This window comes from Paenibacillus sp. lzh-N1, assembly GCF_002872435.1.
In the GTDB taxonomy this organism is placed as follows: domain Bacteria; phylum Bacillota; class Bacilli; order Paenibacillales; family Paenibacillaceae; genus Paenibacillus; species Paenibacillus polymyxa_C.
On record NZ_CP025696.1, the window covers coordinates 2,819,524 to 2,832,432 of the forward strand.

Below are 12,909 nucleotides of genomic sequence, written 5' to 3' on the forward strand. Positions count from 1 at the left end.
ACCAAAGGGACCTATGAGGAGGTCCCTTTGGTTTTTCCTGATTTGAGCGCTTTACGTTCGCTCTGCTCCCACTGTCTCAATAACGGATATGGGTCAAAGGACCAGTCTGTCCAGCCATTGTCCCGGTATATACCATAGTGCAGATGTGGTGGAAACTTGCCTTGGGTACCCGGTTTTCCATAGCCCGAGCTTCCGACCCAGCCAACCGTCTGACCAGGCTTGACGATGTCTCCGTTATGAACGGTTTTATCAAAGCCGGAAAGGTGTGCATAGTAGTGATAGCGGTTGTTGAGATCACGAATACCGATTCGCCAGCCTCCGAAGGGATTCCAGCCTTTCATTTCAACCACACCGTAGCAGGTGCTGCGAACCGGAACTCCGTAGCCTGCAAACAGGTCAGTCCCTTCGTGTATACGGTAGCCGCCCCAGCTGCGACGGCTTCCCCAAGTGCTGCGGTAGCTATAAATGCTGCCTAGAGGCAGCGGAAAAGCTTGACTGACCAGATCAAGCTTGCCATACGTCTGATACAGCTTGGCAAACTGCTGAACTCTTTGAACCGAGCGGCTGTTATGGTAATATTCCCACACGGCAATACCAAATTCATCCTCGCTATTTCCATACTTTTCGAGATAAGAAGCGATGCTGAACAGCAAATCCTTGTCATTATTGCGGTCAGCGATTCCATCGCCTGAGCCGTCTTGTCCCAGCCCGGAAAATAGTTCGATGGAACGCGGATTTTGATCCTCGGAATCAGGGTTCAACAGACCGGACCATACTGGTCCTGTCACAAAAATACCTATGATCCGTTCCGCATGCTTGCGATCCTTGGGATGGGCCACCGTAAGTGTGCGTTCGTACTGGTCGATGGCAGCCAGTCTGTACCAAGGGACTCCTGTCAGGGCTTCGATGGAGTGATATAAAGCAAGTCTGGACGTATACAATGAAGACGAAGCGTGTGAAGCATCGATATTTGCTGTCAGGTTATTTCCGGCTGACGAGGACTTTGTGTGCTCTGCAGAGGCATGAGCAGGAAGCGGACAAGCCGTTGTCAGTGTAGTAGCGCACAACAGCAGCGATAACAGACGAACAGCGCGGACTGCCCGCGTAGGGTAAGGCACGTGAACCGACCTCCTATAAAAGGGCTTAACCGCCCGGTAAATTCTTGGCCCGTAATCGCGTAAATAGGGCGCTTTCGATTAGATTGAGCCATATCCGCCGCTTTTATCCATCTCAAGAGTTTACTTTTTCCGGCATCAATGTCATATCAAAAAGGGAACAATGAATGGAGGTTTTTCCATGGCTTTCATGCTATAATGTATGGCAATGACAGCTTAAGCACATCAGAAAGAAGGTCTATGCCATTGTCTAAAAAAGTGAAGGAAGCTAAGCCCGACTGGATTCGTATTAAACTTACGACAGGCGATAACTATCAGGAAATCAAGAGCATGATGCGTTCCAAGACATTACATACCGTATGTGAGGAGGCACGGTGCCCTAATATATATGAATGCTGGGCCAACAGGACAGCTACATTTATGATTTTGGGTGATATTTGTACGCGTGCGTGTCGTTTTTGCGCAGTAAATACGGGAATGCCTACGGAACTGGACTTGCAGGAGCCTGAACGCGTCGCAGAAGCGGCTGAGAACATGAATCTAAAGCACTGTGTCGTAACTAGTGTGGCACGTGATGATTTAAAAGATGGGGGCGCTACAATATTTGCAGAAACGGTTCGTGCGATTCGTCGCCGATTGCCTTTTTGCAGTGTAGAAGTATTGATTCCCGATTTTATGGGCGATATTGAGTCGCTGCGAATTGTCATGGATGCCAAGCCAGATATTCTCAATCATAATATTGAAACAGTGGAACGCATGTCCGACAAGGTTCGGGCTAAAGCGAAATACCATCGCTCTCTGGAGCTGCTTCAACGTGCAAAACAATTAAATCCGGCGATCCCAACGAAATCAAGCATCATGTTAGGTGTCGGAGAAGAGTGGGACGAGATCATACAAACCATGGATGATCTGCGCAAAGTCGATTGTGACATTATGACAATTGGTCAATACTTGCAGCCGTCCGAGAAACATTTATATGTGCAAAAATATTATCCACCGGAAGATTTTGCGAAGTTAAAGGAAGAGGGATTACAGCGAGGATTCAGCCACGTCGAATCCGGTCCGATGGTCCGCAGCTCCTACCAAGCGCATGAGCAGGTGAAGTCGGCCGCTCAGCATAAGGAAGAAAGCGCCCTTTCGCAGGTTTGATCCGGGAAAGGCGGTCAGAATAGCTTGTTTCAAATCGGTGGTAAAAACTATGAAGTGTTGCAGGATCACAAGAACGGGTGGAATCCCGAAGCCTTTCGTGATCGCTATAGTGAAGTGTTGGATCGCTATGATTACATTATTGGCGATTGGGGTTACAATCAGCTTCGCCTGAAGGGGTTTTATCGAGAGGGGCACCCCAAAGCCAATAAGGATACATCCATTGTGGTATTGGACGATTATATTAATGAATACTGCAATTTTGGCTGTGCCTATTTTGTGCTGCAAAAAAGCCGTGAAGTTGAAAATAAGAACGGCACCAGTGATGACTTCGTTCCTCCCGACATCCAGCAGTTGGTAGATGCTCAAAGGGAACAAGCGGGAACGTTAGATTCCGAAGAGCGCCAAGAGGTATCGCAGCCTTCAGCTGGACAAACGGAATGGCCGCAACCACAGCAGGATTCCGCAGCTACAGAGGAGTCACGAGTGGAACAGCCTTCAGAAGCCCGTGAACCACGCGAGTTGCAACGTAGGGAACCGAAGGATGCTCAGGAAGTACGTGAACGACAGCCACGTGAAGCTCGCGAAAGTCGGCCATCCAGAGAAGGACGTGAAGGAAATCGGCAGCGTGAAGCACGTGATTCCCGCCAGCCAAGAGAACCGCGTGAAGCAAAGGATGGGCGAAGTTCGGGGGAAGGGCAGCAAGCCCGTGAACCACGTAGGCAGCGCAATCCGCAAGGGAATTTCGATAAAAAAGAATCGCGTGGGCCACGTTATGATCGCCAGCCCAAGGAAAATCGGGAGGGACGGCAAGTTCGTGTCTCGCGTGAACCCGAGGGACAGCGTCAAAAAAATAAAACATTTACATCTCCACAACAAAACGGTTCCTGAATTTTCAGGAGCCGTTTTGTTTGTAAGTTCCTCCAAGGCTGCCAATGTTATGACCAACTTTTTGCCTATTTAAAGTGGGGATATGTCCTCCTGATCAATTAAAAAAAGAGCCGGAGTCGGCTCTTTTACAGGTTCTAATTGAGAAAAGCGTTGCGTACCCGATCCCAAAATGGGAAAGGACGGTAACGAGCGAAGCTGATCTTCTGACTTGCAACCTGACATCGAACAGAGATTAAGTCATCCACAGGAAAGTTCAGGTGATCTACTGTCAGTAGAAGACGCTGATCTTTCCGTGAAAAAATATCACAATGATGATGTTTTGGCAGTAGCAGTGGTGATCCCAGTGTCCGATACACACGGTTATTAATGGAAGCGATCTCAGTTAATTGCAATGCTTCGATGGTAGGGTGAACCATAGCTCCGCCAAGTGCCTTATTATAGGCGGTCGTTCCTGAAGGTGTAGAAACACATATACCGTCACCACGGAACATTTCAAAGGTGATATCGTTAATATCTACTTGGGCAACGACCGTGCCATCTACCCCTTTTAACGTAAACTCATTCAGGGCAATAAAAGAAGCATTGCCTGATTTCTTGTGAATTTCCAACTCAATCAGTGGATACTTAACGATTCTCGGGTTAAGCGGTCCCTCAGATCCGCTTTGGCTCATCAGGTGGATTAGCTCCTCCAGCTCGTCCGCACGCCAATCCGCGTAAAAGCCCAGATGACCGGTATGTACACCAACAAAGGCTATATCCGGAATGCGGTCAATGAAGGTATGAAACGCATGAAGCATCGTACCATCGCCTCCTATAGACACGACGATTTCCGGCGATTCGGCATCCAGCTTGAAATTCTTTTCTTGGGCAAGACGGTGAAATTGCTGACTCAAGTCCATGGAGTGCTGATCCCCGCGATCCAGAACATAATATCTCAAGATGAAAAGCTCCTTTGTCATGGGTATATACCGATCATAATCAATTATGAGCAAGAACACAATCGTTCATTGCCGGTGTATTCCTCTCAATCGTACGAATAAGCGATTTGTACCCACGCTTAACCAGGAGAGAGCCAGCATTCCAGTCAGTATACAAGCAAGAAGCAGCAGACTTTGCAGTAGCATAGCGGACGAGAAGCCAGGGGACCATGCGATATCATGTACCGGAGAAAAGACCGGAGAGCTTCCCTGTCCCATTAACGGGCGCCATAACACGAGAGCTAGCAGTGCGGAGATGATCCCATGCGCAGCCCGGGCCAGCAAAAATGGCATATAGCGGAGATTCGTCATATTTAAAATACTTGCAACCTGTGCATGGACCGATAGCCCGCCCCAGGAGAGAACAAAAGCTGCTGCAGCTACCTTGAACGGTAATGCCGCTGCTGCGGCTCCACCTGCAGCTTGCGCACCTAAAGTGACTTCAAAAATACCACCTACGATGGACTCTGTTAATGCAGGAGGAAGACCACAGGCAGACAATAAGCTAGCCGTAAGCAGATGTAGCCCGCTCATTAAGCCAGAGTTCGTCAAAGCTTCTAAAATGACGCAGAAGAATACAACCAGCCCTCCTACGACAATAATAAGGCGTAGGGAGGAAGCAATCGCCTGACGAAGCAACTCACCCAATGGACGTCCGTCTTCCAAACGTGCTGTATGCATAGCATATAACGCTTGGCGCAGTGGTCCAGGCTGCTTATTGCGACCTGTTGTTATTGTGTTAGCAGACTTCGACCAGGTTTTTTGAGGAGGCTGAGAACGTTCGCTGCGAATATCGTTTTTTTCTGAACGGGAACCATGAAAACGCATGAGTAGTCCGATGATGAGAACACCACCGTAATGGGCCGCTCCCAGTACGAGTGCAATTTCGGGTTGATGGAAGAAGCCAACCGAAACTGCACCGATCAGAAATATCGGATCAGAGGAAGTCGTAAACGCGACCAAACGTTCACCTTCAATGCGTGTGATCCATTTTTGCTCCCACAGCTTTGCGGTTAATTTGGCCCCTATAGGGTAGCCGGATGCACAGCTGACCGCAGCGACAAACCCCCCGCAGCCAGGTACACGGAATAGAGGTTGCATCAGTGGGTCCAGTAGCGCACCTATGAAATGAACAATTCCAAAGCCGAGAAGAAGCTCGGAAATAACGAAAAATGGAAATAAGGACGGGAATAGCACATCCCACCAGATGGCAAGACCGCGAAGCCCGGCATTCAGAGAAGATTGCGGATACACGGCCATCAGTATGAATAGGAATAACAGCATAAGGATGAGCAAAGGAAGCGAGAAACGGTGGTACAGCGACATGGAGGCCCCTCCTTTGGAGTTGTACTATTATACCTATGTCGGGGATGGACAAAGAGTACAAAAAAGTAAAGAAAACGATTACATGGAATGCTGTTTTTTTGTAAAGAGTATGTTAAAATAAAAAAACAACGATTCCATAACCTTAAGGATGGAGTGATCAGGATGAGTATCGTTGCCGGTCTGTTTGTATGTGCTTTTGTGTATGTAATTCGTGCCTCTCTCGTCCATCCCGGTGAAGAGGATTGGCGGAGTTATTAGTGGAATTCATGGAATGACGAAGCGATGTTGTTAAATTGATAAAATGACGCTTATTTTTAGCGTCATTTTTTGTTTTTTGTTATAATACGAGTGTATATTTATTACCATAGCACAGAAAGTTGGAGGAAAAGTGAATCCTAGCCTGAGCATTTATGACAACCTTGGGGGTGCAGAAGGTATTCGTGCTATTATTGAGGCCTTCTACCCGAGAGTTTATAAAGATCCGTTGTTAAGTCCCCTGTTTCCTAAAGACATGGAGCCGGTAAAGGAAAAGCAGTTTATGTTCCTAAGCCAGTTTTTTGGAGGGCCGTCCCTCTTTTCTGATGCATATGGTCATCCGATGTTACGTGCCAGACATATGAAGTTCCCCGTGACGGAGGAGCGAGCAGAGGCATGGTTGTCTTGTATGGCAGATGCGTTAACGGATACGGGAATTGAGGAGCCGCTTCGTTCCATCATACTTAGTCGTTTGTCCGGTCCTGCGCATCATTTTGTAAATACCCCGTAAGCTTTCGGGGATTGCCGAATTTTGGAGAGGGTTGTAAAAACATTGGAACTTGAACCGTTATATCAGATCAAAATCGTCTGCCCGCAGTGCGAACAAGAATTTCAGACATCCCGTGTCAGACCAAGCCTAAAGAAGGCTATTCGTACCGATTCAGATTTTTGCGCTTATTATAAGAACGAAAATCCGGATTTTTATGTCGTACGGGTCTGTCCTCATTGTGGATTTACTTCGACAGAGCACTCTACCGTTCAGTTAAGCGATCAGCAAACCAAGCTATTTAAGGATAAAATCGGTAATCGCTGGCAGCCTCGCGAATATGGCGGGCATCGTAGCTGGGAAGAGGCATTAGAAACGTACAAATTGGGTTTACTCTGTGCACAGGTCATCGGAGAAAAGGAACGCGTAGTAGCCAGTCTATTGCAGCATATTGCATGGATGTACAGATACCAGGGGAATGAGGAGCAGGAGCTTCGCTTTCTCAAATTTAGTTTGGATTCCTATGTTCGAGTCTATGAGCTGGAGGGCGTCGGTGCGAATAATGCCAAACTGCTTTATCTGATTGGTGAACTGCATCGACGTACGGGTAACTTTAACGAAGCAGTGCGCTGGTTTTCGCGTGTCATTAATGACAAGAAAATTATGGATGCAGCGATGATTAGAGCTTCTCGTGAACAGTGGTCTGTCCTACGTGAACAAATGCTGGCAAAAAACTTCCAGCTACCTGAGGAAATGCAGAACGCAAGCTCCTCTTGAAGTAATAAAGGTGTGCACTATGAGCGATCTAGGCTCATGGTTCACACCTTGTTTGTAAAACGAGTTATCTTATCTTGCAACTGCCTCATAAGTTAATGATGGCGCAACGTGGTATCTGACAGCAAATAATCGTCGTCACAATCCACCAAAGTAACCTTGTTATGGCAGCATGGAAACACAAGCAGCTTTTTCATGCCTTCATGAATGAGCTTAAGCTCTTTGGGCTTCAGGGGTAGCAAGACGTTATCATGATTGCAAAACGGACAAGACTGTACATAAACATCTCCCATGACAATGTCATAAGGCCAGGTTTTATCAAAAGGAATCATGATTTGTCCGATTCTCCGCCGTTCGAGCCAGCGGTTTCTTCTTTAGCCAGTTCGGCCAGCTTTTGCATCAAAATGTGCTGGGGTGTATGCATAAGGTGTTCCAGCGGAATGCCGAGTTTTTCGGATAATTTCACAGCCGTTTCCGGCGAAATTTGTAAGGGTCTCATCCTGTTTTCCTCCTAATTGTAGTGATTGTATCATCACGATGTAGCTTTATTGTATATGAAACCACATGAATTCGCCAAAAAAGAAAGGTGGAACTATTATGAAAACACCGTTAAAGCAAACATGGGATCTGGAATCTATTTTTAGCGGAGGCTCTTCCTCTGCCTCATTTCATGCATTTTTGGAAGAACTGGAGAGCAAGGTCCAACAGCTGCAATCCCAGCTTAAAGTAGCCAAAGTGCCACAAACGGTGTTGGATACCGAGCGTCTGGGTAGTGTTCTGAATAGCATACAGGAGCTGTTTAATGGAGCATCGCAGGCAGGTTCTTTTGTATCTTGTTTAACTGCTCAAAATCAGCATGACAAGCTGGCTGTTCAACTGGGGGCGCGTGTCAATTCATTATATGCCCAAGGGAAAAGTGCTTTAGTCGCTTTTCAGAACTTGCTGGCACAAACCAGTGAAGACATTTGGCAGAAGTGGATGGAGCGCGAAGCGATTAAGCCGATTTCTTTTGTCCTGACTGAATACCGGAACGAAGCGCGTAAAAAAATGGCTCCTGAGCTGGAGAGCCTTGCATTGGATTTGGCAGTGGATGGTTACCATGGCTGGGGTGACTTTTATGATACCATTGTCAAAAATATGACGATCCCTGTGCCTGAAAATGGTGAGATTGTAAACTTGTCTGTGGGTCAGGCAGCTAATAAGCTGGATGAAGCAGATCGCAGCGTACGTAAAGACGTATTTGCACGTTGGGAAGAGGCATGGACTCAGGTTGAGGACTATTGCGCCGATACACTGAATCATCTGGCAGGTTTCCGCCTCAAGCTATATGAAAACAGAGGCTGGACAGACGTGCTCAAGGAACCGCTGGAAATCAGCCGTATGTCAGCCCAAACGTTGGACACGATGTGGCAAGTGATTAATGAAACCAAGCCTATTGTAGTTAAATACCTGGAGCGGAAAGCCAAGCTTCTAGGCTTAGAAAAACTGTCCTGGCATGACATTGAAGCTCCGCTGGGAACATCAACCACTAAAATCCCTTACGACGATGCAGCCGCAACGATTGTTGAGCAATTTGGTAAATTTAGTTCGAGAATGGCTGACTTTGCCCAGATGGCTTTTGAGAAAAGCTGGATCGAAGCAGAGGATCGTCCAGGCAAACGTCCAGGCGGGTTTTGTACATCTCTGCGTCTAAGCAAAGAAACCCGTATTTTTATGACCTATGCCGGATCACCATCCAACGTTTCGACACTGGCCCACGAGCTCGGACACGGTTATCATCAGCATGTGATGAATGAATTGCATCCATTGAATCAAAATTATGCTATGAACGTGGCTGAAACGGCATCGACGCTGGCAGAACTGATTGTATCAGATGCTTTGCTGGAAGCTGCTGAGGGTCAGGAGAAGGTAGCTTTGCTAGAGGATAAAATTCAGCGTGGTGTAGCCTTCTTCATGAATATTCATGCCCGTTTCCTATTTGAAACCCGTTTTTACGAACTGCGGAAAAAGGGTGTTGTAGGAGCACAGCAATTAAGTGAGTTGATGGAAGAAGCGCAGCGTGAAGCGTTTTGTGGGGTTCTGGATGAGGCTCATCCTCATTTTTGGGCTTCCAAGCTGCACTTCTATATTACGGAAACTCCTTTCTACAACTTCCCATACACGTTTGGGTATATGTTCAGTGCAGGGATTTACGCTTTTGCGAAGGAAAATTCGGATGGCTTTGCCGACCAATATGATGCTTTGCTGCGTGATACAGGTCGCATGACAGTAGAAGAACTGGCCTCCAAGCACTTGGGTACCGATTTAACACAGGCTGACTTCTGGCGTAACGCCGCACAAGTTACTGTTCAGGATATTGAGCAATTTTTGCAAATGACAAAATAACCGAGTTATTTTAGAAGGTCTCCCGTAAGGGGGGCCTTTTTTGTGATTTTTGCAGAGGATGATGAATAAAGTCGCAAAATGTCGAAGTGTAATTGACACTACCTGTTAGCGAAATTTAAAATGATGGATATACTTAGAAAATAGTTATAAATACCCAATTATGTTGAATTTGATTGTAAGCTTAAAAACCTTCGCATATAATTGAGTCGTAAGACCTATTAAATATTTTAATACAAGGTATATAGGAGGGTTTTTTTAATGGATGAAGTAGGTCAATTGTCGTTGGCGAGGCAGATGGATATCGTTTTTAAAGAATTGGATAATGAACTGGCGGGTTTATCGTCAGGCATCGTATTTGTACAAATACGGAATAATGTAGTTGGTAAATTTGGGATTCGGCATAATCCAATTGCAGGCAAAGGAGGCACATTTGCAGCAGTAGAACCAGGCTTATCTGTACAGCATCGGGATCATTTTCGGCGTATGGCTCTGGAAACGCTAAATCACAAGCGTAGCTGGACTCATGGTGAGATTGCTTTCGATTTTGCCATCAGACAAGGAACAATCTTGGTAGATGCAACCTTAGAATCCAACTACAACATGGCGAATCTCATGATCCGCTATAACAAGCCTACATATCGCGCGGCTAAATCTGAATAATCATCGACATTAAAAAGAGCAAAGTAAAGAGCGGTCTTCTTATGAAGACCGCCTTTGTTATATACCCGTTATAACGTATTTTGGTAAATTACGATAACGGAATGCTCATGTGGAATAATGACGCTTATTGACCTGAACGACCGGATAATTGCTGTTCGGCCAGCTGTACTAAGCGTTTAGTGATATAGCCTCCCAGAGACCCAGCTTCACGGGACGGCATATCACCATAGTAACCGTCTGCCGGAATGGTGATGCCCAGTTCTTGCGCAGCTTCATATTTCAATTGTTGCAATGCATTGTTGGCTTGAGGAACGACTAGAGTATTGCTACGACGTCCTCTGCCTTGATTGGCTTCATACATGTGTAGTCACCTCCTTCGGCTGTGATGAGGTTAGTATGCGACAGAGTTATGAAAATATGCGCCGAAGGAAGAAAAGTGACTATAGGGAAATTACGGATATATGATATGAATCTGAGTTTTGAGGTCGATGGATTGTTGAGGCTCTAGACGGATCAACCCACCATCTCCGACTGGGTCTGGGAAATTGGGAGCATCAGATAGCCAGGTATAAGGCTCAATGCAAAGATACTGATCGCATTCCCCTTTGGTATATAGCACCCAATATTTAAAGTATTGCTCATCTGCTGTGTAGCGGATTTGATAGCCATCATCACGAGTCAAGGCAGCTTCAGCAGGGCCTTCCGTTGCTTGCAGCACAGTATCCAAATTTGTTCCTTTCAGAGATAGACCTGAGGAGAGCTGTTCCAAATGATCTAAAGAAGTAATGACACCTGTAGGCAGCTGCTCAATATCCTGTTCGTATACTCCATTCACCGGTAGCTTCAGGCGCCAGCGCTCAGGTTCTCCATCCACCATAAACCAAGTGTGGTATCCCAAGCCGAATGGGGCTGTTTTTTCACCTAGATTTGTGACGCGCAGCGTTTGACTTAATACGGTGCCCTGCAAACGATACGTCATTTCCAGCCGCAAAGCAATGGGGTATTGTTCCATCCAGTGCGGATCACTTTCTGTCAGAAGCTCGGTTGTTACGCTGCAACCATCTTCATCCTCTTCAATATCGCTGCAACGCCAGGATTGATTGCGATGCAGACCGTGTATATGATTGTCGTTGGCTGTATTACGGTCAAACTGATATGGGACGCCGTCAAACTCAAATTGTCCTTTGCGAATTCGGCCAGGAGGAATCAAAATAGGTAAGCCAAAATGATATGGCTTTTGTAAATAAAATGCCAATTCTTCCTCGCCAGGTCGACGTACGATATCCCGGTTCAGCTTCAGATCACGCACGGAGATAATATTATTCCCCAGACGAGGGATCATTGTAACTTCCAATTCACCACTATGTAAAACATACGTGTCGTAACCGTTCCAGTGTTCTTTGGTCACTTGTTTCATATTCATGCTCCTTTGTCCACTATAATCGGTTGAAGCTTCGTGTCATTATGATAACAGATTTTTGGTCATATGGCACAATCGTCATTTGACAATAACAGTAAGCGGAATTATCATTAATGTAGCTTAGAAAGAAATGACATGGATAACACGATGATGAGGACAAGTAAGCTTTTGCATAAGCTCTTCAGAAAGCCGGTGGTGGATGAGAACCGGTGAGTCTGCACTGCTGAATGGACCTTGGAGTGCCGCACAGAACAGGATTTTGCTTTCCTCAGTATGACGGCCGATTGCTCCCCGTTAACGGAGCTTTAAGATTGCAGCGGCCACGGGGGATAGCTCCGACAACTAATAGGCTGACGGCAATGAATAAGGGTGGTACCACGGTCTCGCGTCCCTTGAGGATGCGGGGCCTTTTTGCGTTCTAAAATATTGAAATAAACGGAGGAGGAAGAATATGAAAACCGTACTTTCAGGTATTCAGCCTAGTGGACAACTTACTTTGGGTAATTACATCGGCGCAATGAAAAACTTTGTGAAATTGCAAGAGGATCACCAATGTTACTTTATGGTTCCAGATCTTCATGCGATTACCGTACCGCAGGAACCAGCTCAATTACGCGAGCAATCGGAGGCGGTGGCGGCATTATTTATCGCAGCGGGTATTAACCCAGAGAAATCCAACGTCTTTTTACAATCCCATGTTCCTCAGCACGCTGAGCTGGGATGGTTGATGACAACACTGACGAATATGGGCGAGCTGGAACGTATGACTCAGTTTAAGGACAAGTCTGCTGGCAAGGATTCCGTAGGAGCAGGGCTGTTCGTATATCCGTCGTTAATGGCAGCCGACATTTTGCTCTACAATGCGGATCTTGTCCCAGTAGGTGATGACCAGAAACAGCATCTGGAGCTGACACGGGATTTGGCGGGCCGCTTTAATCACCGTTATGGAGATTATTTTACTGTTCCCGAGCCGTATATCCCTGAAGTAGGGGCGAGAATTATGTCCCTGGATGATGCATCCAAAAAAATGAGCAAGAGTAATCCGAATGCAGGCAGTTTTATTGCGCTGCTGGACGATCCGAAAGTTATACGCAAAAAAATCAGCCGCGCCACTACCGATTCGGGCAGTGAAGTTAAATATGATCCGGCCAATAAACCGGAAATTAGTAATCTAATGAGCATTTACAGCCAGTGTTCCGGTTTGTCGCTCCAAGAAGTGCAGGATCGTTATGAAGGCCAAATGTACGGGACATTTAAAAAAGAACTGGCAGAGACGGTTGTAGCTATGCTTGAACCGATTCAGCAGCGCTATCGCGATATCCGGGAATCCGGTGAAATTGGACATATTTTGGCCCGATCCGCAGAGCGTGCTCAAGAAGCTGCTGAAGTCACGCTGTCTGCTGTCAAAGAGCGTATGGGCTTTTTGCCACGTGTACGCTAGAGCCTATTGAAGACAAGACAGATGGGGTCTTC

The 12,909-nt window shown here is 46.5% G+C and carries 14 protein-coding genes and 1 other annotated feature; of the genes, 7 read left to right on the forward strand and 7 right to left on the reverse strand.

What is annotated here, in order from left to right; translation table 11 throughout:
• Window positions 1–11: 11 nt before the first annotated feature.
• On the reverse strand, window positions 12–1,118 hold the full coding sequence (locus tag C0638_RS12790; RefSeq protein ID WP_102163522.1) for a M23 family metallopeptidase: 1,107 nt from the start codon (window positions 1,116–1,118) through the stop codon (window positions 12–14).
• A gap of 243 nt (window positions 1,119–1,361) precedes the next feature.
• Here C0638_RS12790 and lipA point away from each other — a divergent pair, with 243 nt between their 5' ends.
• The gene (gene lipA / locus C0638_RS12795; protein WP_016324696.1) at window positions 1,362–2,264 is read left to right on the forward strand and encodes a lipoyl synthase; all 903 of its coding nucleotides are present in this window, start codon (window positions 1,362–1,364) and stop codon (window positions 2,262–2,264) included.
• A 24-nt stretch (window positions 2,265–2,288) separates the two neighbouring features.
• A complete protein-coding gene (locus C0638_RS12800) occupies window positions 2,289–3,152 on the forward strand; it encodes a YutD family protein (RefSeq protein WP_013372944.1) in 864 nt (287 codons plus the stop codon).
• Window positions 3,153–3,286: 134 nt separating this feature from the next.
• Here C0638_RS12800 and C0638_RS12805 read toward each other — a convergent pair whose 3' ends face one another.
• Window positions 3,287–4,090, reverse strand: coding sequence for an NAD kinase (locus C0638_RS12805; protein ID WP_013372943.1), 804 nt, complete (start codon window positions 4,088–4,090; stop codon window positions 3,287–3,289).
• 66 nt (window positions 4,091–4,156) lie between these two features.
• Window positions 4,157–5,455 carry a sporulation integral membrane protein YlbJ gene (gene ylbJ, locus C0638_RS12810; RefSeq protein ID WP_090738322.1) on the reverse strand — a complete coding sequence of 433 codons (1,299 nt, stop codon included), beginning with the start codon at window positions 5,453–5,455 and terminating at the stop codon, window positions 4,157–4,159.
• Window positions 5,456–5,843: 388 nt separating this feature from the next.
• Between ylbJ and C0638_RS12815 the strand changes: the two genes are divergently transcribed.
• Together C0638_RS12815 and C0638_RS12820 are read left to right on the forward strand one after the other, a co-directional pair.
• Window positions 5,844–6,221, forward strand: coding sequence for a globin domain-containing protein (locus C0638_RS12815; RefSeq protein WP_013372940.1), 378 nt, complete (start codon window positions 5,844–5,846; stop codon window positions 6,219–6,221).
• A 42-nt stretch (window positions 6,222–6,263) separates the two neighbouring features.
• Window positions 6,264–6,974 carry a DUF2225 domain-containing protein gene (locus C0638_RS12820; RefSeq protein ID WP_017427265.1) on the forward strand — a complete coding sequence of 237 codons (711 nt, stop codon included), beginning with the start codon at window positions 6,264–6,266 and terminating at the stop codon, window positions 6,972–6,974.
• Window positions 6,975–7,066: 92 nt separating this feature from the next.
• Here the strand turns inward: C0638_RS12820 and C0638_RS12825 are convergent, their stop codons facing one another.
• Window positions 7,067–7,303 carry a hypothetical protein gene (locus C0638_RS12825; protein ID WP_013372938.1) on the reverse strand — a complete coding sequence of 79 codons (237 nt, stop codon included), beginning with the start codon at window positions 7,301–7,303 and terminating at the stop codon, window positions 7,067–7,069.
• Window positions 7,300–7,470 (reverse strand): YycC family protein, encoded by a 171-nt coding sequence (locus tag C0638_RS12830; protein ID WP_080683342.1) that lies wholly within the window; start codon window positions 7,468–7,470, stop codon window positions 7,300–7,302. Before C0638_RS12830 ends, C0638_RS12825 begins: the two co-directional genes overlap by 4 nt.
• Before the next feature lie 98 nt (window positions 7,471–7,568).
• Between C0638_RS12830 and C0638_RS12835 the strand changes: the two genes are divergently transcribed.
• On the forward strand, window positions 7,569–9,356 hold the full coding sequence (locus C0638_RS12835) for a M3 family oligoendopeptidase (protein WP_058710784.1): 1,788 nt from the start codon (window positions 7,569–7,571) through the stop codon (window positions 9,354–9,356).
• A gap of 258 nt (window positions 9,357–9,614) precedes the next feature.
• Window positions 9,615–10,016, forward strand: a complete 402-nt coding sequence (locus C0638_RS12840) for a hypothetical protein (protein ID WP_013372935.1) — start codon at window positions 9,615–9,617, stop codon at window positions 10,014–10,016.
• Between the two features lie 124 nt (window positions 10,017–10,140).
• On the opposite strand, the gene C0638_RS12845 is transcribed toward C0638_RS12840, so the two are convergent.
• Together C0638_RS12845 and C0638_RS12850 are read right to left on the reverse strand one after the other, a co-directional pair.
• Window positions 10,141–10,377 (reverse strand): alpha/beta-type small acid-soluble spore protein, encoded by a 237-nt coding sequence (locus C0638_RS12845; protein ID WP_013372934.1) that lies wholly within the window; start codon window positions 10,375–10,377, stop codon window positions 10,141–10,143.
• 90 nt (window positions 10,378–10,467) lie between these two features.
• A complete protein-coding gene (locus C0638_RS12850; protein ID WP_058710785.1) occupies window positions 10,468–11,433 on the reverse strand; it encodes an aldose 1-epimerase in 966 nt (321 codons plus the stop codon).
• Window positions 11,434–11,574: 141 nt separating this feature from the next.
• Window positions 11,575–11,832 (forward strand) — a binding site (T-box leader).
• 55 nt (window positions 11,833–11,887) lie between these two features.
• Between C0638_RS12850 and trpS the strand changes: the two genes are divergently transcribed.
• Window positions 11,888–12,877 carry a tryptophan--tRNA ligase gene (gene trpS / locus C0638_RS12855; protein WP_058710786.1) on the forward strand — a complete coding sequence of 330 codons (990 nt, stop codon included), beginning with the start codon at window positions 11,888–11,890 and terminating at the stop codon, window positions 12,875–12,877.
• Window positions 12,878–12,909 lie beyond the last annotated feature (32 nt).